Annotated in this window: 20 protein-coding genes and 2 pseudogenes; 14 read left to right on the forward strand and 8 right to left on the reverse strand. The window is 69.7% G+C overall.

Annotated elements, in window-relative coordinates:
- Positions 1-28 precede the first annotated feature (28 nt).
- Complete coding sequence (locus ABN034_RS11925; RefSeq protein WP_349691064.1) at positions 29-775, forward strand: MerR family transcriptional regulator; 747 nt, start codon at positions 29-31, stop codon at positions 773-775.
- On the opposite strand, the gene ABN034_RS11930 is transcribed toward ABN034_RS11925, so the two are convergent.
- Complete coding sequence (locus tag ABN034_RS11930) at positions 725-1,669, reverse strand: helix-turn-helix transcriptional regulator (RefSeq protein ID WP_349691065.1); 945 nt, start codon at positions 1,667-1,669, stop codon at positions 725-727. The two genes, ABN034_RS11925 and ABN034_RS11930, sit on opposite strands and share 51 nt — an antisense overlap.
- Before the next feature lie 140 nt (positions 1,670-1,809).
- On the opposite strand from ABN034_RS11930, the gene ABN034_RS11935 reads away from it, so the two are divergent.
- The 5 genes and pseudogenes from ABN034_RS11935 to ABN034_RS11950 form a co-directional block, all read left to right on the forward strand.
- Positions 1,810-3,009 (forward strand): XdhC family protein, encoded by a 1,200-nt coding sequence (locus tag ABN034_RS11935; RefSeq protein WP_349691066.1) that lies wholly within the window; start codon positions 1,810-1,812, stop codon positions 3,007-3,009.
- A gap of 90 nt (positions 3,010-3,099) precedes the next feature.
- Entirely contained in the window at positions 3,100-3,441 is a 342-nt protein-coding gene (locus ABN034_RS11940) for a hypothetical protein (protein ID WP_349691067.1), read from the forward strand.
- A gap of 118 nt (positions 3,442-3,559) precedes the next feature.
- Positions 3,560-3,826: a GlsB/YeaQ/YmgE family stress response membrane protein gene (locus ABN034_RS11945; RefSeq protein ID WP_349691068.1), complete on the forward strand. Its 267-nt coding sequence runs from the start codon at positions 3,560-3,562 to the stop codon at positions 3,824-3,826.
- Positions 3,827-3,909: 83 nt separating this feature from the next.
- Positions 3,910-4,029: pseudogene (locus ABN034_RS34350) on the forward strand (chemotaxis protein CheB); the annotation flags it as partial.
- Between the two features lie 32 nt (positions 4,030-4,061).
- Positions 4,062-4,319, forward strand: a pseudogene (locus ABN034_RS11950) (chemotaxis protein CheB); the annotation flags it as partial.
- Between the two features lie 17 nt (positions 4,320-4,336).
- Here the strand turns inward: ABN034_RS11950 and ABN034_RS11955 are convergent.
- A complete protein-coding gene (locus ABN034_RS11955; RefSeq protein ID WP_349691069.1) occupies positions 4,337-4,954 on the reverse strand; it encodes a TIGR03086 family metal-binding protein in 618 nt (205 codons plus the stop codon).
- Positions 4,955-5,026: 72 nt separating this feature from the next.
- Between ABN034_RS11955 and ABN034_RS11960 the strand changes: the two genes are divergently transcribed.
- The gene (locus ABN034_RS11960) at positions 5,027-5,497 is read left to right on the forward strand and encodes a MarR family winged helix-turn-helix transcriptional regulator (protein WP_349327458.1); all 471 of its coding nucleotides are present in this window, start codon (positions 5,027-5,029) and stop codon (positions 5,495-5,497) included.
- Between the two features lie 11 nt (positions 5,498-5,508).
- Here the strand turns inward: ABN034_RS11960 and ABN034_RS11965 are convergent, their stop codons facing one another.
- On the reverse strand, positions 5,509-6,423 hold the full coding sequence (locus tag ABN034_RS11965; RefSeq protein ID WP_349691070.1) for a LysR family transcriptional regulator: 915 nt from the start codon (positions 6,421-6,423) through the stop codon (positions 5,509-5,511).
- 90 nt (positions 6,424-6,513) lie between these two features.
- Here ABN034_RS11965 and ABN034_RS11970 point away from each other — a divergent pair, with 90 nt between their 5' ends.
- Both ABN034_RS11970 and ABN034_RS11975 read left to right on the forward strand, forming a co-directional pair.
- Complete coding sequence (locus tag ABN034_RS11970; protein ID WP_349327456.1) at positions 6,514-6,879, forward strand: MerR family transcriptional regulator; 366 nt, start codon at positions 6,514-6,516, stop codon at positions 6,877-6,879.
- A 183-nt stretch (positions 6,880-7,062) separates the two neighbouring features.
- Positions 7,063-8,070: an aldo/keto reductase gene (locus ABN034_RS11975; protein WP_349691071.1), complete on the forward strand. Its 1,008-nt coding sequence runs from the start codon at positions 7,063-7,065 to the stop codon at positions 8,068-8,070.
- A 33-nt stretch (positions 8,071-8,103) separates the two neighbouring features.
- Here the strand turns inward: ABN034_RS11975 and ABN034_RS11980 are convergent, their stop codons facing one another.
- The 5 genes from ABN034_RS11980 to ABN034_RS12000 form a co-directional block, all read right to left on the reverse strand.
- Entirely contained in the window at positions 8,104-9,264 is a 1,161-nt protein-coding gene (locus tag ABN034_RS11980) for an NYN domain-containing protein (protein WP_349691072.1), read from the reverse strand.
- Between the two features lie 146 nt (positions 9,265-9,410).
- Positions 9,411-10,070 carry a response regulator gene (locus ABN034_RS11985; RefSeq protein ID WP_349691073.1) on the reverse strand — a complete coding sequence of 220 codons (660 nt, stop codon included), beginning with the start codon at positions 10,068-10,070 and terminating at the stop codon, positions 9,411-9,413.
- Complete coding sequence (locus tag ABN034_RS11990) at positions 10,067-11,434, reverse strand: sensor histidine kinase (protein WP_349691074.1); 1,368 nt, start codon at positions 11,432-11,434, stop codon at positions 10,067-10,069. Before ABN034_RS11990 ends, ABN034_RS11985 begins: the two co-directional genes overlap by 4 nt.
- Before the next feature lie 182 nt (positions 11,435-11,616).
- Entirely contained in the window at positions 11,617-11,826 is a 210-nt protein-coding gene (locus ABN034_RS11995; protein ID WP_349691075.1) for a hypothetical protein, read from the reverse strand.
- 86 nt (positions 11,827-11,912) lie between these two features.
- Positions 11,913-13,178 carry a DegT/DnrJ/EryC1/StrS family aminotransferase gene (locus tag ABN034_RS12000; protein WP_349691076.1) on the reverse strand — a complete coding sequence of 422 codons (1,266 nt, stop codon included), beginning with the start codon at positions 13,176-13,178 and terminating at the stop codon, positions 11,913-11,915.
- A gap of 273 nt (positions 13,179-13,451) precedes the next feature.
- Between ABN034_RS12000 and ABN034_RS12005 the strand changes: the two genes are divergently transcribed.
- From ABN034_RS12005 to ABN034_RS12025, 5 genes are all read left to right on the forward strand, one after another.
- Positions 13,452-15,260, forward strand: a complete 1,809-nt coding sequence (locus ABN034_RS12005) for a peptide ABC transporter substrate-binding protein (RefSeq protein WP_349691077.1) — start codon at positions 13,452-13,454, stop codon at positions 15,258-15,260.
- Between the two features lie 114 nt (positions 15,261-15,374).
- Positions 15,375-16,406 carry an ABC transporter permease gene (locus ABN034_RS12010; protein WP_349691078.1) on the forward strand — a complete coding sequence of 344 codons (1,032 nt, stop codon included), beginning with the start codon at positions 15,375-15,377 and terminating at the stop codon, positions 16,404-16,406.
- A 32-nt stretch (positions 16,407-16,438) separates the two neighbouring features.
- The gene (locus ABN034_RS12015) at positions 16,439-17,275 is read left to right on the forward strand and encodes an ABC transporter permease (protein ID WP_349691079.1); all 837 of its coding nucleotides are present in this window, start codon (positions 16,439-16,441) and stop codon (positions 17,273-17,275) included.
- The gene (locus tag ABN034_RS12020) at positions 17,272-18,279 is read left to right on the forward strand and encodes an ABC transporter ATP-binding protein (protein WP_349691080.1); all 1,008 of its coding nucleotides are present in this window, start codon (positions 17,272-17,274) and stop codon (positions 18,277-18,279) included. Before ABN034_RS12015 ends, ABN034_RS12020 begins: the two co-directional genes overlap by 4 nt.
- Complete coding sequence (locus tag ABN034_RS12025) at positions 18,272-19,060, forward strand: ATP-binding cassette domain-containing protein (protein WP_349691081.1); 789 nt, start codon at positions 18,272-18,274, stop codon at positions 19,058-19,060. The genes ABN034_RS12020 and ABN034_RS12025 overlap by 8 nt, the downstream gene beginning before the upstream one ends.
- Positions 19,061-19,065 lie beyond the last annotated feature (5 nt).

Raw genomic sequence — 19,065 nt, forward strand, 5'->3', positions numbered from 1 at the left:
AACCTTGCAACCGCGGTTAAAGACCCACGTGAAGGCGCTGCGGCCAGTCGACCTGGGCCGCACAGTCGGGATCAGCCCGTCGCTGGTGCGCACGTACGAACAGGTGGGCTTCCTCCCCGCGGCGGATCGCAGTCCCACCGGCTACCGCCGCTACACCGACGTTCACGTGGAAGCACTGCGGGTGGCACGGTGCCTGATCGCGGGGTACGGCTGGCAGCGGGCGCTTCAGGTCATGCGCGCTGTCCATGCCGGCGACAGTGCCGCCGCGCTCGCCGTCGCCGACGCATGCCACGCCGAACTCCACCGTCAACGTGCCCAGATCGACGAGACCCTGCGCACCATCGAACGCATCTCGCGCACCCAGACCCGCGTTCCCCGCGTCACGGCCGGCCGGGTGGTACGCATCGGTGCCGCAGCCCAACTTGCCGGCGTACGCCCTTCCGCGTTGCGCTTCTGGGAAGAGCAAGGACTTCTACAGCCGACCCGTGACGGCACGACGCGCAGCCGCTACTACGACCACGAACAGATGCAACGCGTCCAGATCGTCGCGCTCCTGCGTGCCGCCGGCTATCGCTTCGATGGCATCCGGTCCGTTCTCGACGACCTCGCCACCAGCCGGCCGGCGCAAGCCCTGGCCGCCCTCGAGCAACGCCGCCGCTCCGTCCAACGCGCCAGCCAGCAGACGATGCACGCCACCAGTGCCCTCCACGGCTACCTTCAGCACTCAGTTGAGCTCGATCAACCGGTGGGCGTCGGCGATCACCTGACGACGTAGCCGTTCCGGTTCGACCACCACCACGTCGCCACCCAACGACCGCACCAACCCCACCGCACCTTCCCAGTCTTCGGTGTCGAACTCGGCTTCCACCCACCCGTCGGCATCAGGCGGCGACAGCGACCGGGTGCGAGCGAACGCCCAACCTGCCCGGATCCGCGCGTGGTCACGGAGCCGGAGCCGGACCGGGTAGGACGGAAGCAACTTGGCGTAGGCGTCCTGCGACTGCCGCCAGAACGTCACGAGGTCGAACTCGGCCGGTCGGGTGAACGGGACGTCTGTCACCGTCAGGTCGCGCATCCGGGAGACGCGGTAGGTCCGGAGCTTGTCGTCCCGCTGCCCGACGAGGTACCAGTGCGCGCCCTTGCGGACCAGGCCGTACGGCGCGACCTGCACGGTGCCGACGGCTGTGCCGTACCGGATCTTGATGACGCGGTCGTCCCAGATCGCCTGCAACAGTCGAGGCAGCACGGGCGGCGGGTCGCCAGGGACGGGACCCCAGTACCCGCCCAGCTCGACGTGGATGCGCTGCCGGGCGTGCTCGGCATGCTCACGGGCGGCCGGCGCGACCGCCGCCAGCAGCTTGAGAATCAGACCGTCGCCGGGATCGTCGAGGCCGAGATCGGCGAGGATTCCGCGCGGCTGACCGACGATCATGGCCAGCGCCTCGGTCGTGGACAGGCCGGTCAGGCTGGTCCGGTAGTCGTCCACCAGAGCCCACCCGCCGGCACCGCCACGGGTCGAGTAGACCGGTATGCCGGCGGCCGACAGTGCCTCCATGTCGCGGCGGATGGTGCGCGTCGAGACCTCCAGCTCCTGAGCCAGCGTCGACGCCGACACGAGGCCCCGGCCCTGCAGCCGGAAGACGATGCGGAGCAGCCGGTCAGCACGCATGGGCACAGTCTGGTGGACCTGCCCCGCTGCGTACCATCAAGGCGACCAGCAGCACCGCACCTCGCGTGGGTCGCAGCTCGATCAATGTGCTGCTGCGCACGAGTGTCGCGCGACGGAGGCGCAGGTGGGAGTGATCACGCATGCGTGAGGTGCTCGACGATCTCGTTCGCTGGTGGGAGGCGGACGAAGCCGCCGGCATGGGCACCGTGGTCGCGACCTGGCGCTCGGCACCCCGTCCTGTGGGGGCGGCGATGCTGGTCGGCCCGGACGGCTCCGTCGTCGGCAGCGTCTCCGGCGGGTGCGTCGAGGGCGCGGTCTACGAGGCGGCCCGGCGCGCGGTCGACACCGGCCGACCCAGCCTCGAGCGGTACGGCGTGAGTGACGACGACGCGTTCGCGGTCGGGCTGACCTGCGGTGGGATCCTCGACGTCTACATCGAGCGGGTCGACCGGGCGAACTTCCCGGAGCTGGGCGACGTGTCAGCGTCGATCCGTTCGGGCGAGCCGGTCGCGACGGTCACCACTGTCGGCGACGCCTGCGCTGGTGCAGGTCCCAGCGCGGCTACTGGCGCCACCGCAGCCACCGGCACCGGTGCGCGCGCCAGTGCCCCTCCGGGCGATCGCGTCGGGCGGCACCTCGTGGTGTGGACCGACCGGGTGGCGGGAACCCTGGGTTCACCGCGCCTCGACGCCGCCGCGACCGATGATGTCCGAGGCCTTCTCGCGTCCGGGCGGAGCGCCGCGCTGCACTACGGCCACGACGGCGAACGCCGGGGCGACGACCTCACGCTCTTCGTCGCTTCGTACTCTCCGCCTCCGCGCATGATCGTGTTCGGGGCGATCGACTTCGCCGCCGCCGTCGCCCGGGTCGGCGCCTTCCTGGGCTATCGGGTGACCGTGTGCGACGCCCGTCCGGTATTCGCCACGAGCCGCCGGTTCCCCGAGGCCGACGAGGTCGTGGTCGAGTGGCCGCACCGGTATCTCACCGGCGAACGGGCGGCCGGCCGGATCGACGAACGCAGCGTCGTCTGCGTACTCACCCACGATCCGAAGTTCGACGTCCCGGTGCTCGAGGTGGCGTTGCGGATGCCGCTGGCCTATGTCGGTGCGATGGGTTCCCGGCGTACGCATGACGACCGGATCGCACGGTTGAAGGAGGCCGGCCTGACGACTGAGGAGCTTGCGAAGCTCGCGTCACCGATCGGACTCGACCTCGGGGCGCGTACGCCGGAAGAGACCGCGGTGAGCATCGGCGCTGAGATCATCGCGGCCAGGTGGGGTGGCACCGGCGGGCGGCTCGGCGAGATGGCGGGACGCATCCACCACGAGGGACCTGCCTGACCGTGTCCCGCTGGCTACCCGGCTTCGCGTCCGGTATCCGTAACGACGCGGGCTTTATCGACCGCCGTCCGCCGGATACGTTTCTCATCTATGGCAGAGCCTTACACGTACCAGATCGACCTCTTCGACAAGGACGAATGGCGGACCAGCTCCACCGCGCAGGACCGGACCGTCGGGGACCGCGCCAGCGCCGACATCGCGCGCGCGATCCTCGAGGACTGGATCATCGACCATCCCAGCGACCTTGCCGGCGGAGGACGGGTCACCGTCTTCGATGATCCGTCCGACTACCCACCGGATGAAGGCGCACGCGTCCGGGTTCTTGTCTTCCGCGAGGTTGCGGAGGATTCCGGGCCCGCGCAACCCGCCGCGGCCGCCTACCTTCTCGCCGACCCGGACGCCGAGGATCCGCACGCCTGGGTGAATCCCTGACGCCCCACTGTCACCTGTGCCTGGGAATCGCTGCGGTTTCGAGTGGTGCGAGCGGGTAGTACAGCCCGGACCGCGATGGCCGATCGTCGGCCACGAGAAACGAAGGGCGCCACACATCATGGGCATCATCGCCTTCCTCATCCTCGGACTGATCTGTGGAGCGATAGCCAAGTTCCTCCTGCCAGGCAACGACCCCGGCGGTTTGATCGTCACCCTCCTCATCGGCGTCGCCGGCGCCCTGCTCGGTGGATTCCTTGCCGGGGTGCTGTTCAACACCAGCCCCGTCGATGAGTTCTGGGACCTCTCGTCCTGGCTGACGGCGATCATCGGCTCCGTTCTCGTCCTGCTCGTCTGGCGCGCTGTCGCGGGCCGTACCCGCCGCTGAGCGGTTGAGCGGTGGGAGCCCACCTGGCCTCGGACCGCGGGTGTGCTGGGCCGGGCCCAGAGTCGTCATGAGCGGAGAAGGACATGCCCAGACGCGATGTTGTCGTCGTCGGCGCTTCCGCCGGCGGCGTAGTGGCGGTGCAGGCCATGCTGTCGGGCCTGCCGGTCACCTTCGCCGCCTCCGTCCTGGCGGTCATGCACCGGCCCGCCACCGGTGAGAATCGGCCGGCACCGTCGCACTGCGACAGCGAGGTGGCGTGGCGATCGCGCAGGACCCCGAGGAGACCCTGCACGCCTCGATGCCCCGAGCGGCGATCGAGGCGGCTGCGGTCGAGCACGTGGTGGGAGCGGCCAAGGTTCCCGACCTGCTGGTCAGGCTCGTCGGCCAGCACGTCCCCACAGCCGCCGACACCGCGTACGAACAATTGGCAACGGAAACACCCATCGCGACGCTGCCGGTCGGACGACGAACATCTCCGAACACCGCTATCTGACCCCCAGGCCGCGCGGCTCAGAGGCCGGGCGTAGGGGCCTCGCTGGGCCACGCGGGCGAGCGTCCGAGCAGCCGCAGGATCCGATCGAGCGGGTCATCCGCGGGAGTCGACGGCAGCCGGGGACGGAACGACGCTCCAGGCAGCGTGCGAAAGTCGCTGTCCGGCACTGCTTCGGCGACCGGCAGGGCGGCGTGGAGAAGGTCGGCGTCGAGCTTCCATGGTTGCCCCACCGAGCGTGCGACGTCCCAGCCGTGCACCACACAGTCGACGAAGTGGAAGCTGATCGCCTGGGTCGCGGGGAGGGGCTGGTCGGTCAGCTCCGCGAGGAGGAACGGACGGTCCAACACGCCGTCCGCCGCGAACGCCGTCATGACGTGCTCGGTGGCGGCCGTGTGGTCGGCCACCGGGTCGGCGCCGAGCGGACCGACTTTCCAGATCGCCGGGTCGGCGCCACCTCCCTCCGCAGCCGCCGCGAAGCCGTGGTTCTGGACGATCATGTGCGCGAGCAGGTCGCCCAGATTCCAGGCGGCGCACGGAGTCGGCCGCGACAGGTCGTCATGGGTGAGGCGCGACACGACCTCGATGGTGGCTTCGGCCGCGCGCCGGTGCTCCGCGCGAAGGTCAGGGATGCTCATAGGGCCTCCATTAATATGCGTGCGCTTACGATCTGCTAGAGCACATGATTTGTCAAGGCATATCGTCGTTCCATGCGGAGGAAGTCCACGTCGGGAAGCCGCCCCACTCGCCCCGACCTCGCGGCACTGGTCGCGCCGTTGGGCCGCACCCTGATGGCGGCCGAACTCCCGGTCCTGCGTGCCCACGACCTGTCGATGTGGGGCTACACCGTTCTTGTCCGGCTGGAGGACGAACCGGTGCGTACGCAGGCCGCGCTGGCTCAGGCCATCGGCGCGGACAAGACCAGGATCATCCCCATCCTCGACGACCTGCAGGACCGCGGCCTGATCCGCCGTGAGCCCGACCCCGACGACCGTCGGGTGCGTCTGGTCTCAGTGACCGCGAAAGGCCGTCGGGTTCGTACGTCCGCGCAAGACGCCATCCAGCGTCAGGAGGAACGGTTGCTGGCTCGAGTGCCTGCCGCCGACCGGCGCGCGTTCCTTCGCGTCCTGCAGGAGCTCTCCAGGGTCTCCGCGGACGAGTTCATCGACCCGTCCGCGTAGCCCAGAGACATTCACGAAGATCCGACCTGCGCTCCACCTGCGGTCAGCTCGGTGGCGATCGCGAGGAAGCGCTCCAACGTGGCCGACCTGTTGTCCACCGACCAGGCGAGTGCCATGTCCCAGGTCGGTATCCGGTCACTGAGCGGGCGATAGGTGACAAGGCCAGGGTCGACGTTCGGCGTCGGGCCCAACATCAGCGACACCCCAAGGTTGGCACCGACCAGCGCCACGATGGTCTGGGCATCCCCGGCCTCCTGCACGATGCGCGGAGTGAAGCCGGCCCCGCGGCAGTGGTCGATGATCGCCTCGTAGCCGGTCGACCCTTCCTCCCGGTGGTAGACGACGAAGGCTTCGCCGGCCAACTCAGCCAGCGAGATGCGACGTTTGACCGCCAGTGGGTGTCTCGCGGGGAGGACAGCCACCATGGCGTCCCGCGAGATCACCCGGGTGTGCAGTCCGCTGTAGGCGTTCGCCGGTTGCTGGGGGCGGAGGAGTCCGACATCGAGGAGACCGGCCTGGAGTGCCGGAATCTGTCGCATGGTCGTCATGAATCCGGCCTCCAACCTGACTTCCGGACAGACCGCCCGAAATCGGCCGACGAGTCGGGGAACGGCCGCATAGGTCGCGGACTGGACGAAGCCCAACCGCAACGTCCCGATCTCACCACGGGCCGCGCGCCGGGCGTCCTCCGCGGCCACGTCGAGTTGCCCGAGGATCTCGCGGGCCTTGCCGAGGAAGATCTCGCCGGCCGGCGTCAGGGCGATCCGCCGGCGGGCGCGGCTGAACAGTGGTACGCCGAGATCCCTTTCCAGCGCGGCGATCTGACGGCTCAGGGTGGGTTGCGCCATGTGCAGCCGCGCGGCGGCCCGGCCGACATGCATGTCGGCCGCCACTTCCACGAACGCCCTGAGTTGGTAGACCTCCACGCACCACAGGATGCCTCAGAGAAGCCACGCAGCGGGACCGGGCGCCGAGGAGCTTGACCCCAGGCGTACATCACCCCCGATCATGAGGGCATGACGTCGTACGAACCGGCGGAGGCGTCCGAGCGCACGGGCCTCAGCCTGGACACCTTGCGCTACTACGAACGGCTCGGACTTTTCGGCCCGGTGAGTCGCACGGCCGGTGGTCGGCGGATCTACACCGACGGCGATCTCGCCTGGGTGCAGCTGCTGGTCTGCCTACGCCGGGCCGGCCTGGGCATCGCCGACCTCCAGATGTTCATGGGCCGGCTCCGTAACGGTTCGACCAGCTCCGGAAGCGTGGTCGAACTCCTCGAGAACCACCGCGCCGAACTCGGTGGCCAGCTGGCGCAGCTGCAGACGGCCCTTCGCGTGCTGGACGAGAAGATCGCGCACTACCGAGCGACCGACGGGACCTGAACCTCCGGAGCCTAGGACCTGGAGCGCGCTCCAGGTCAAGGGATCCGGACGAGTCTCCGCACCCATACCGCATACGCATGACCTACGACCGGATTCTGCATTGGACGCACCGGTCCTCGGCTGCCTACCGTTCCACCGCGACGTCCGCGGATGGTCGGAAGTCGTTCACTGGAAGGAATCCCTGTGGACTATCGCTTTGTGGGCAGCACCGGCCTCGAGGTCAGCGAGCTGTGCCTCGGCACCTGGCGGTTCGGCGACGAGTCCGATGAGCAGACCAGCCACCGCATCCTCGACGAGTTCGTGGCGGCCGGCGGAACCTTCATCGACACCGCCGACGTCTACGGCTACAACCGGTCCGAGGAGATCATCGGGACCTGGCTCGAAGGGCAGTCCCGCGACGACCTCGTGGTCGCCACCAAGGTCTATGCCGAAGCCGGGCCAGGGCAACTCGTCCAGGGCGCCGGACGCAAGCACATCTTGACGGCGGTCGAGGCGAGCCTGCGGCGGCTGCGCACCGACTACATCGACCTCTACCAGGTCCACGTCTTCGATGACGTCACACCGTTGGAGGAAACGCTTTCGACGTTGGACGGTCTGGTGAAGAGCGGAAAGGTCCGGTTCATCGGGGCCTCGAACTACACCGGCTGGCAGTTGCAGAAGTCGATCGACCTGTCCCGCCAGCATGGCTGGGAGCCGTTCGTCTGCCTGCAGCCGTACTACAACCTGCTCGGCCGTGACGCCGAGTGGGAGCTGCTCCCGATCTGCCGGAACGAAGGTGCCGGCCTGATCGCCTACAGCCCCCTCGCCGGCGGTTGGCTCTCCGGCAAGTACCGCCGCGACCTCGGCGCCGCGCCGGCAGGCACGCGTGGTGAAGTGGACGGAAGCTGGCAGAGGCGCGACACCGACGAGACCTGGCGGGTCGTCGACGCCCTGCTCGCGGTCGCCGACGAGGCAGGAAAGGCACCCGGTCAGGTGGCGTTGCGCTGGCTGCTGCAGCGACCGGGCGTCACCGCACCCATCTTCGGCGCCCGGACGCCGGAACAGCTGACCGACAACCTCGGCGCGACCGGATGGACGTTGAGCGACGAGCAGATGGACCGGCTCACGCAGGCGAGCGACCGGCCGCTGCCCTATCCGTACGAAACCCAGGCTCTGCCGCAGTTCCAGCGCCGCCTCCGCCACCCGGCCTGATACCCAGCGCATTCGTGACCCGGAAGCTCGCGGTCAGGCTGATCCGCACATGGCGCAGTCGCCACGCCGGCGGAGCCAGTACGCGAACGCCGCCGCGGCCAGTGCGGCGCCCCACAGTGGCCAGAACATCTCCGGCAACCAACCCGCGACATCACTGTCACCGCCCGGGAACATGGCGGCGAAGCGGCCGGTGACGGCGAAGCGGACGAACATCACACCCGCGGAGGCGACGACGACCGACACGATCCCGGCCGGCACCACCGCCAGCATCACCGGCACCCGCCGACCGCGGAGGCCAACCATCCACCGCGGGAACACCTCACCCCACCGCTGGACCAGGCCGAGTGTGAGGATGGCACCGGCCACCGCCAGCGTCGCGAGCCCAGCTCCCAGGTAGACCGCCGCACCCAGTTCGTCGAGCAGCTCCTGGGTGACGCCCCATGGGATCCCCAGCGCCCAGGCGTACCGCGTGGCCGCGTAGCCCACTGGTATCGCCACGGCGACGCCGACCGCCCAGCGTCCCCAACGGGCCGCGGCCGCCGGGGACGTCCACCCACCGTCCCGGCCGGTCCGACTCCGCCCACACGTGGCGCACCCACCGGTGATCCTGCGGTGGTGAGCGATCGCCGCGACGAACCACGCCAGGCCGGCAACGCTGAGGACGGCCATGTTGACCACCGGCCAGTACCAGAGGACGACCCCTTCCGGGGCGGCTCCGGCCATGGTCAGAACCAGCATGATCGGCGTGTAGGCGATGGTGGCAAGTAACCGGTAGTCCGGCAGGACGACTGCCAGCGTCAGGCCGAGCCCGATCGCCAGGCCGCTCGGTACCCGGGCCGCCAGCGTGGTCGCCAGTGAGCGGGATCGGCCGGGCGATCTGTCGTCCGGTCCCCGCGAGCCCGGACGAACGAACGCCATCACCCAGGCCAGCACGACTCCGAAGCCAGCGAGCCCGGTGAGGATGCCGGCCCCGACCCGCGGACTCCAGAGCCCCCACAACGACAGTTCGCGCACCACGTCCACCGCGGGATCGGCGGGGTTGCCGCCCGCTCCGAGCAGCCAGGCGATGCCCAACCCGAGGTAGGCGAGCGACCAGGTGGCGGCGACCGGTAGCGCGAGCGCGGTCCATCGCCGGGTAGGTCGGGACCGCGGAACGACCGGTCCTCCTGACCGGGCGTCGACATGGACGGACATGAGGATCTCCCTTCTGCGGGCGCCTGGGCCGGCGCCGTCGAGGAAGAGCCTCGCTGCGGTTGGCGCGCATGACGTCGACCTGCGGTCGCGACCACGTACGCCGCGGGGATGACGTCAGGAAGCCGGAGTGGCTAGGGCGACACGACCTACGAGCCGGGCCGAACGAGACCGGACTCGTACGCAAGAACGACGGCCTGCACCCGGTCGCGTAGCCCGAGCTTCGCGAGCAGGCGGCCGACATGGGTCTTGACCGTCGCCTCGGACAGATACATCCGCCTGGCGATCTCGGCGTTGCTGGCACCGGTCGCCACCTCGACGAGGACCTCCCGCTCCCGGTCCGTGAGCCGCTCCAGCGGGTCGGGACCGGTACGGGGCCCCGGGAGGTCTCGGGCCACATGGGCCAGCAGCCGCCTCGTCGTGGACGGCGCGAGGACCGAGTCGCCGGCGTGGACGGCACGGATGGCGGACAGGACCTCCTCGGCCGGTGCGTCCTTCAGCAGGAAGCCGCTGGCTCCGACCTTCAGGGCGGCGAACGCGTGCTCGTCCAGGTCGAACGTCGTGAGGACGACGACCCGCGCTCCGTCCCGGTCACGTTCCAGCAGCCGGCGGGTCGCCTCCACGCCGTCCATCCGCGGCATCCGTACGTCCATCAGCACGACGTCGGCGGCGACGGTCGCCATGAGGTCGAGCGCCTGCGCGCCGTCGCCTGCCTGGCCGACGACCCGCATGTCGTCCTGGGAGTCGACGACCATGGCGAGGCCGGTGCGTACCAGCTCCTGGTCGTCGACGAGCACGACCCGGATCACGTCGACGCCTCCCTCGCGCGCGCCGGCAGGTACGCAGAGACGGCAAATCCCCGGCCCCCGGACCCGCGCGGCTCGGCGGGCGGCACGACGCTCATCCGCCCACCCGCCAGCGTCACCCGCTCGCGCATGCCGACCAGCCCCTGACCGTCGTGTCCGCCCGGCGCAGCTCCACCATCCCGAACGGCTCCACTATCCCGAACAGCCCCACCAGGCGATGCGGCTCCACCCTCCCGCGTGCCGCCGTCGTCGGTCACCGCGATATCGAGCCCGCCGTCGATCCAGGTGAGCCGTACCGACGCCGAGGCGTCGCGGCCGGCATGCTTGACGACGTTCGTGAGCGCTTCCTGGACCACCCGGAAGGCCGCCAGCGAGGCGGCGCGATCCAACGCGAGAGGGGTCCCCGTGGTCGTGAGCTCGACCGGCAGCCCGGTTGCGCGAACCCGTTCCACGAGGGCCGGAACGTCGTCCAGCGTCGGCTGGGGTGTCGTCTCAGCCACCTCGTCGCGACGCAGAACCCCCAGGACGGTACGCATGTCGGCCAATGCCTCCCGCCCGGTGCCAGCGACCATCGCCAACGCCTCGACGGCCCGGGCGGGATCCTTCGCTGCGGCGAACCGGCCGCCCTCCGCCTGTCGCACCATCACCGCCAACGAGTGGGCCACGACGTCGTGCATCTCCCGCGCGATCCGCGACCGTTCCGCTGCCGCCGCCTGCTCCGCCCGCTCGGCCCGGTCCTGCTCGGCACGCCGCGCCCGCTCCTCCAACGCGACGACGTAGGCCGCCCGGATACCGCGGAAGCGCCCCAGGCCCCAGGGCGCCAGGACGGCGGCGACCAGTGCAAGCAGGACGAAGAGCCGCCAGACAGCGCTGTCCGTCCCAGCCTGGCCGGCCATCCAGTCCCCCGGGAACCACAGCCGGACAGTGGTGAGGACCGCACCGACGAGACCGATCCCCAAGGCGATCGTCGGCCAGGGACGCCGGGAGTACGCGGCGACGGCGTACAACGCGACCGGATAGACCAGGGCACTGGGAAGCAGGATCGATGGCACCGAGTCGACGCCCAGCTCTCTCGCGCCGGGCCCGGTGAAGTCGGGCGCGAGCACGAGGGCGAGCATCACGAGGCTGCAGGAGAGGTACGCCGCCACCGGCCAGGTCCGCCGGATGACGATGGTGAGGTGCCCGATCAACACGAGGCCGGACACTCCGACCCTCGCGGCGAGGGGCCATTCGGCACCCCACAACAGGGTCAGGGACGTCGGACCGATCACCAGGAGGAGGGCCGTGGCGAGGACGGCGTCGCCGGCCCAGGTGTGCCGGATCACCCAGTTCTCCACGGTCGGCAGGCTCACCGACGGTCGCTCCATCCGGCCGATCCTAGGCTTCACCCCCGCCCGGGCGGCATCGGCCGGCAGGATGACGGTCGTCAGCCTCGAGGCGTACGAAGCCGCTGCCCGCCGGCTCGCTGGACGGGGGCGTCGACGGGGCAATCCGGTTGCGCGTACAGACCACGACGGAAAGGGCCATCTGGACGTCTGCGAGACAACCTCTAGAAGGCGCCGGGGAACCCGCCGCCATCGACGTCCCGGACGTGATCGAGCGAGGTGTCGCGCTTCTCGATCCCCCGGTTGACGTCGGCGTCGAGCTGCCGCTGGCGCCTCTCCCTGCCGGGCACCCAGGGCAGACTCGCCCCGCGCTGGCCGAGGTAGACCAGCACGACAGCCAGGACGATGATGCCGATCAGGATCCCCATGAGCATGCCCATCATGGTGGCACCGTCCGGCCAGGCCGTCCATCAAAGGCCGTAGCGCGGGTCAGACGCCGGTCCGCACACGCCGCCACTCGTCACCGGCGGGTGAAGGCGTGGTGCACCTTGTGGATCGCCGCGGCGATGTCGTCCACGTCGCTCTCGTCGTACGCCTCGTTCCAGGAGACGACCACCAGCCGCTCGTCGATCAGTGACTCGGCGACCGGGCAGATTCCCCTGTCGTAGCAGGGCTCCTGGCTGGCCGGCGGTGCGGTGAGGGGGTAACCGGAGCCGCCGTACGTACGCCGTTCCGCGAGCACCGGGGTGCGGTAGACCGGTCGGGTCAGGTATCCACCCGACGCCGGGATCCCCTCGGCGGCCAGGGCCCTGCCGTACTCATGGTTGGTGCCGCCCGCCGCCTCCGCGTCGTCCACCAGCAACGGGTACTGCCAGTACGACATGCCGCCGGTGTCGCGTGGCGCCCGGAGTCCGGACAGTCCGCTGATCGCGTCCGTGAGCCGCTGTGCGGTGGCCCGTCGCGCGGCGACGACGCCGGCGAGCTTCGGCAGCTGTGCCCTGGCGACCGCCGCCTGCAGCTCGGTCATCCGGTAGTTGGTCGAGAGGAACAGGTGGGTGCGTTCGTCGGTGTCGCGCGGCCATCCTTTGTCGGCGAACAGGCGCATCCGCCGGGCCAGCGCAGGATCGTCGCTGATCGACAGCCCTCCGTCGCCGGCCGTGATGTGCTTGGACTGCTGGAGGCTGAAGCAGCCGATGTGTCCGATGGTGCCCGCGAGCCGGCCGTCGTCGACCCGGGTGAGGTACGCCTGGGCACAGTCCTCGATGAGGACGATGCCGTGTTCGTCGGCGACTGTCCGAAGCTCGGCGGCGGGCGCGGCGGAGCCGAACAGGTGGACGACGCAGATCGCCCTGGTCCGGGACGTGATCCGCTGGCGTACGGACTCGACGTCGAGGTTGCCTGTCGCGGGATCGAGGTCGGCGAAGACGGGTACCGCGTTCTGCAGCAGCATGGGCAGCACGGTGCCGGCGTCGGTGATCGGCGTGGTGATGATCTCGTCGCCTGGTTCCGGGTCGACCGCCGCGACGGCGAGATGCAGGGCGGCCGTCCCGGAGCTGGACGCGACCGCGTGGCCGATGCCGTAGTAGCCGGCGAACTCCCGCTCGAGCGCGCGGGTCTCGCCGCCGACCGTGCAGCCGAGCTGGCCGGACGCGATGACGCGGCCCAGCGCCTCCAGCTCCTCGGCACCGAGCGTCCTTCCGCCGGCCTGGTTGACGGTCGGGAAGGGGGCGGTGCGGACGGGTTCGCCGCCGTCGCGCGCCAGTGTGCCGTTCGTTCGCCCCGTCACGAAGCACCTCCAGAAGTCTTTCGGTTGCGGTCTGGACCTTATCTCGACCGCTCAGCTCACGGGCCGGCGAGCCGCGGCGCTGTCCGGTGTTGGAAACGGTCGTCCGTGTACCCGTGTGAACTGCTGATTGCGTCCTGATCTCGCGCATTGACACGGACTTGGGCGAGCCCTACGGTCGTGACCGGATGTCTGTCGGGGGTCGGACACACTCGATTCACTTGGGCCCGGAAACCCACTGCGCAAGATGCCTGTGGGGCGAAGAGAGGTTCATCGATGGACAAGCGCGCCGCAATGTGGGTACCACCCGTGGGAATGTCGCGACGGGAGGTTCTCCGGATCTCCGGCCTGATCGGGCTGGCCACCGGCGCGTGGTCGCTCACCGGATGTGGGCTGTTCGACGGTGGTGACGTCGAGGGAACGGACGGTCCCGGTAAGGGCGGCAAAGACACCTCGGTCCTGCGGATCAGCTTCGTTCCCGTCGAGGTCCTCGACCCGCAGGTCATCACCAACGGCATGTGGATCCTGACCCGCGGCATCCTCGAAGGGCTCGTCTCCCAGAACGAGTCCGGTGACGACGTTGTGCCCGCGGCCGCCACCGAGTGGTCGGTGTCACCGGACAACCTCACCTACACGTTCCAGCTCCGCGCCGACGCGAAGTGGTCCAACGGCGACCCGGTCACGGCGCACGACTTCGAACGCACCTACCAGCGGCTCTTCACCCCCGCCGGGACCAGCGCCGGTGGGACCACGCTGGGTGCCAACTCCTACCAGGCGTCCACCGGGATCAAGGGCGCGGAGGAGTTCCTCGCCGGCGTGCTCGAGGACTGGTCGAAGGTCGGCGTCAAGGCGACCAGCGACCGCGAGCTGGTGCTGACCCTCGCCAACCCCAACCCCGACTTCCTGCTGGCCCTCACCCACCCGGCGCTGTTGCCGCTGCACATGGACTCGGTGGAGGCCAAGCCCGACGACTGGCAGAACCCGCCGAACTTCGTCTCCAACGGTGCGTACGCGGTACAGAAGTGGACCAAGAACTCCAGCATCCTGCTCGTGCCCAACACCCACTACTGGGACCGGGCGAACGTCCACCTCGACCAGATCGACGTCAAGCTGGTCGAGCCCAGCGCCACCGGGACGGCCACCGTGCCATACGAGAACGACGAGGTGGACATCCTCGGGATCAGCGACGCCGACATCCTGCGGTTCCAGAAGGACCCGGAGCTGTCCAAGCACCTGAAGTCGGTGAGTACGTACAGCATCATCTATCTCGCGAAGCTGCGCAGCGAGAACCCCGCCCTCGACGACGTACGGGTCCGCAAGGCACTCTCCCTCGGCCTCGGCCGGGAGTCCCTCGCCGAGGTGAGCCCTGGCCTGCGTCCCGGTCTGTCCCTCGTCACCGAACGCACCGCCGGCTGGGACGACAGCATCGCGGTCCAGGAGGACATCGACGAGGCGAAGCGACTGCTCGCCGAGGCGGGATACCCGGGCGGCGAGGGCTTGCCGGAGATCAAGGTCCTGGCCGGTGTCCAGACGCCGATGGTCGAGGCCATCGTCGACACCTGGAAGCGCAACCTCGGCATCAGGGCACGGGCGGACGTGGTCGAGGCTGGCGTCTACGTCGAACGCCGGTGGCAGGTGCAGAAGGGCGACTACATCGGCTTCTACTACGGCTCGTTCGCGGGTCTGCCGACCTGGCCGACGATGGTCGGCACACTGTGGTCGCCCAAGGACGTCCAGATGATGAGCCTGCCGGCCGACGTCTGGCAGCGGTACCAGAAGGTCCTGGCGGACACCAAGCTCAAACCGGCGCAGAAGACCGCACAGCTGAACGCGATCCTCGCCGAGGAGTCCACGGCCGACTCCCGCCGCCTCGCCGATCTCGTCACCCAGGCCAAGGCAGCCGACGAGGCCCGCCAGCTCGAGCTGTTCAAGCAGGCGGCGAAGCTGCGGGAGGAGCAGTACCTCTTCGTCCCGGTCGTCTGGGCCGACATCTTCTTCGCCGTCCGTCCCACGGTCACGGGCGTGCAGCTGCGGCCCTACCCGGACTTCTTCTACCTCAAGCCGCTCGGCCTCACGGGCGCCTGAGCGGGTCGGACAGCGGGACCGCCCTTGCGGACCGCACAACAGGGGCCGCCCAGCAGGGCCGCCCAGCAGGACAGCACAGCGACGCTCGGTGGCGTACGGTGAGGAGGTGAACGGGTGGGATTCGTTGTGTACGTGGCGAAACGGGTCGTCCGCCTGATCGCCTCACTCGTCGCGGTCTCGATCATCACCTTCACGCTGCTGCAGCTGGCCCCGGGCAACTTCGCCGACATCGCGCGAGTGGCGAGTGGCGCGACGAACATCGGCGGCGCCGGTACGGAGCAGATGGTCGGCGAGCTGCAGGCGCGTTACGGCGAGCAGGTGCCGGTCTGGAAGCAGTACCTCATCTTCATGAAGGGCGCGGTCACCTGGGACTTCGGTCCCTCGTACAAGTACGCGACCCTCGACGTGCAGGAGATCATCGCCCAGGCGTTCCCGGTGTCGGCGACCCTCGCGGTCATCGCGGTCGTCCTCGCCCTGCTCATCGCGGTGCCCGTCGGGGTGTTCGCCGCCCTGCGCCAGAACTCCCTCGGCGACGCGGGAACGATGTTCGTGGTGACGCTCGGGCACGCGCTGCCGAGCTACCTGACCGCGGCGTTCCTGGTGCTGCTGTTCACCGCGACTCTGCACGTCCTGCCGTCGAGTGGATGGGACGGCCCGCAGAACATGGTGATGCCGGTGCTCGCTCTGGCCCTCGGGCCCGCCGCCGTCCTCGCGAGATACGTACGCTCGTCGATGCTGGAGACCCTGCGCGAGGAGTACGTCACCGCAGCACTCGCCAAGGGCGGACCCCAGCACGTCGTCATCATCCGGCACGCCCTGCGCAACTCCCTGATCCCGCTCGTCACGGTGGTGGGTCCGTTGCTCGCCGCGTTGATGACGGGGACGGTGTTCGTCGAGGCACTGTTCCGCATCCCGGGGCTCGGGCTCTACTTCGCCGCAGCGGCCGCCAGTCGGGACATGCCGCTCCTGATGGGCACGGCGTTGTTCTTCGCCCTCATCCTCATGGTCACCAACCTCGTGGTCGACCTCGTCTACGGCGTCCTCGACCCGAGGATCAGGAGTGAAGGGGGGTGGGGACGATCGCAACCGCGGAAGGACTCGACGCAGGTCGAAGCGACACAGGCCGCGACGACGCAGGCCACATAGCAGCTGCCACGGCCGAGCGCGCCCGTGGGCCGATGGCCCGCGCGTGGGAACGCTTCCGGCGTAACCGGCTCGCCCTGGTCAGCCTGGTCTTCTGCGGTCTGCTCGTCGTCGTCGCGCTCGCGGCGCCGCTGCTCGCGCCCCACCACTACGCCGAGACCGACTTCGCGAACAAGCTCGCGTCGCCGGGCACGGCCGGCCACCCGTTGGGCGCGGACCTGTTGGGCCGCGACATCGCGAGCCGGCTCGTCTACGGCCTTCGTACCGCCCTGATCGTCGCGTTCGGCGCCGAGCTCACCGCGCTCGCGCTGGCGTTGCTCATCGGTCTCGTCGCGGGGTATCTGGGCGGGCGGGTCGAGCAGCTGCTGATGGCCCTGACCGACGTGATGTACGCCTTCCCCAGCTACCTCTTCGCCGTGGTCATGGTGACGGTCCTCGGCCGCAGCATCTTCGCCCTGGTCCTCGCGATCGGGATCGCGTCGTGGGTCACGCAGGCCCGGCTGGTGCGCGCGCAGGTGCTCACGATCAAGCAGCGGGAGTACGTCGAGGCGGGACGTGCGATGGGTGCCCGCGGTCCGACCATCGCGGTCCGCTACATCCTGCCGAACGCGATCGGCCCGATCCTCGTCACGACGAGCTTCGCGATCCCCGCCGCGATCGCCGCCGAGGCCGGCCTCGCCCTGCTCGGGCTGGGCGTCCAGCCACCGACGCCGTCCTGGGGTCTGATGATCGCCGAAGGCACCCGATACCTGCTCGCCGCGCCGCACCTGCTGGTCTTCCCGGCCGTGCTGTTCGCCCTGACCCTGCTGGCGTTCACCTGGGTGGGCGACGGGCTGCGGGACGCGTTCGACGCGAGTGGGGACCAGCGATGAGCGGCGAGCAGCAGACGGCACCCGAGGCACTGCTGTCCGTGCGCGACCTGCGGACACAGTTCGCCCGCACCGGCGAACCCCTTCGCGCCGTCGACGGAGTGAGCTTCGACGTCGAACCCGGAAAGGCCCTCGCGATCGTCGGAGAGAGCGGCAGTGGCAAGAGCGTCACGGTGCGGAGCCTGCTGCACCTGTTGCCACGCACGGCCCGCATCACCAGCGGTCGGGCGTACTTCCGTCCCCGTGGCGGGGACGCTCGCGATCTGCTGGCCCTCGGTTCGCGCGCGCTGCGCCTGATCCGCGGTCGTGACATCGGCATGGTCTTCCAGAACGCCATGGAGGCCATGAACCCCACCCTCACGCTCGAGCGTCAGCTCACCGAACACCTGCTCTGGCACGGCATCTGCGGCAAGGCGGAGGCGCGGGAGCGTGCGGTCCGCGCCCTCGGTGACGTCGGCATCCCCGAGCCGGAACGCCGTATCCGTACGTACCCCTTCCAGCTCTCCGGCGGCATGCGCCAGCGCGCGATGATCGCGATGGCGATGGTCACCGAGCCGGCGTTGCTGATCGCCGACGAACCCACGACGGCCGTCGACGTCACCGTGCAGCGGCAGATCCTCGACCTGCTCGCGGGCCTGAAGAACCGTGGAACCGGCGTCATCATGATCACCCACGACCTCGGGGTTGCCCGGTACTTCTGCGAGGACGTCGTGGTGATGTACGCCGGCCGCGTGGTCGAAAGCGCACCCACCCGGGACCTGCTCGACGCACCGCGTCATCCGTACTCCGTCGGGCTGCTGGACTCCAGCGTCGAGCTGGGTGCGAGCGCCCGAGCGCTCGCACCGATCCCCGGAAGCCCGCCCGACCTCGCCCGGCGGCCGGAGGGTTGTCCGTTCCACCCGCGGTGTACGAAGGCGGAACTGCCACGCTGTCAGAGCGAGCAGCAGCTGGTGCACCTCGGCGACAACCGCACGGCGGCCTGCTGGAAAGCGGTGGCGCATGCCTGACACGAACGACGTGTTGGTCCGCGCGGCCAACGTGACCAAGGTCTTCTCCAGCCGGGCCGGCGAGGTCCGCGCGGTCGACGGCGTCACGCTCGAGGTCCACCGCGGTGAGACGCTCGGCCTGGTGGGCGAGAGCGGCAGCGGCAAGTCGACCGTCGCCCGGCTCCTGATGGGGCTGCAACCGCCCACGTCGGGGCGGGTGCTCTTCGACGGGCACGACCTCGCGACCCTGCGCGGACGGGCGCTGCGGACGACGCGCCGGCGGATGCAGATGGTGTTCCAGAATCCGTACGGCTCACTCCTCCCCCACTACAGCGCCGCCGGCAACGTGATGGAGCCGATGCGCCTGCACGACAAAGGGAACAAGGAGTCCCGGCGAGCCGAAGCGCGGCGGCTACTCGACCTCGTGGGCGTGAGCCCGCGGTTCGCCGACCTGTATCCACGGCAGTTCTCCGGCGGACAGCAGCAGCGGATCGCGATCGCCCGGGCGCTGGCGCTGCAACCCGACCTCCTGGTGTGCGACGAGCCGACGTCCTCCCTCGACGTGTCGATCCAGGCGCAGATCCTGGCGTTGCTGCTCGACCTGCGGACCGAGCTGGGACTCACGTGCCTGTTCATCTCGCACAACCTGGCGGTCGTCGAACGCCTTGCCACGCGGGTCGCCGTGATGAACCAGGGGGTCGTGGTGGAAGAGGGTTCGACCGCGGCACTCTTCCACTCGCCCCAGCATCCCTATACCCGCACGCTGCTGAGCGCCGTCCTGCCGGTACGCGGCGGGGTCTGAGCAAC

This window comes from Actinopolymorpha sp. B11F2 (genome assembly GCF_040195635.1).
Taxonomy (GTDB): Bacteria; Actinomycetota; Actinomycetes; order Propionibacteriales; family Actinopolymorphaceae; genus Thermasporomyces.

What these genes read in the sequence shown, in the direction of transcription:
- ABN034_RS11930 (WP_349691065.1), bottom strand. Translation starts at nt 1,669, where the DNA reads ATGCGTGCTGACCGGCTGCTCCGCATCGTCTTCCGGCTGCAGGGCCGG.
- ABN034_RS11935 (WP_349691066.1), top strand. Translation starts at nt 1,810, where the DNA reads ATGCGTGAGGTGCTCGACGATCTCGTTCGCTGGTGGGAGGCGGACGAA.
- ABN034_RS11940 (WP_349691067.1), top strand. Translation starts at nt 3,100, where the DNA reads ATGGCAGAGCCTTACACGTACCAGATCGACCTCTTCGACAAGGACGAA.
- ABN034_RS11945 (WP_349691068.1), top strand. Translation starts at nt 3,560, where the DNA reads ATGGGCATCATCGCCTTCCTCATCCTCGGACTGATCTGTGGAGCGATA.
- ABN034_RS11955 (WP_349691069.1), bottom strand. Translation starts at nt 4,954, where the DNA reads ATGAGCATCCCTGACCTTCGCGCGGAGCACCGGCGCGCGGCCGAAGCC.
- ABN034_RS11960 (WP_349327458.1), top strand. Translation starts at nt 5,027, where the DNA reads ATGCGGAGGAAGTCCACGTCGGGAAGCCGCCCCACTCGCCCCGACCTC.
- ABN034_RS11970 (WP_349327456.1), top strand. Translation starts at nt 6,514, where the DNA reads ATGACGTCGTACGAACCGGCGGAGGCGTCCGAGCGCACGGGCCTCAGC.
- ABN034_RS11980 (WP_349691072.1), bottom strand. Translation starts at nt 9,264, where the DNA reads ATGTCCGTCCATGTCGACGCCCGGTCAGGAGGACCGGTCGTTCCGCGG.
- ABN034_RS11990 (WP_349691074.1), bottom strand. Translation starts at nt 11,434, where the DNA reads ATGGAGCGACCGTCGGTGAGCCTGCCGACCGTGGAGAACTGGGTGATC.
- ABN034_RS11995 (WP_349691075.1), bottom strand. Translation starts at nt 11,826, where the DNA reads ATGCTCATGGGGATCCTGATCGGCATCATCGTCCTGGCTGTCGTGCTG.
- ABN034_RS12005 (WP_349691077.1), top strand. Translation starts at nt 13,452, where the DNA reads ATGGACAAGCGCGCCGCAATGTGGGTACCACCCGTGGGAATGTCGCGA.
- ABN034_RS12015 (WP_349691079.1), top strand. Translation starts at nt 16,439, where the DNA reads ATGGCCCGCGCGTGGGAACGCTTCCGGCGTAACCGGCTCGCCCTGGTC.
- ABN034_RS12020 (WP_349691080.1), top strand. Translation starts at nt 17,272, where the DNA reads ATGAGCGGCGAGCAGCAGACGGCACCCGAGGCACTGCTGTCCGTGCGC.
- ABN034_RS12025 (WP_349691081.1), top strand. Translation starts at nt 18,272, where the DNA reads ATGCCTGACACGAACGACGTGTTGGTCCGCGCGGCCAACGTGACCAAG.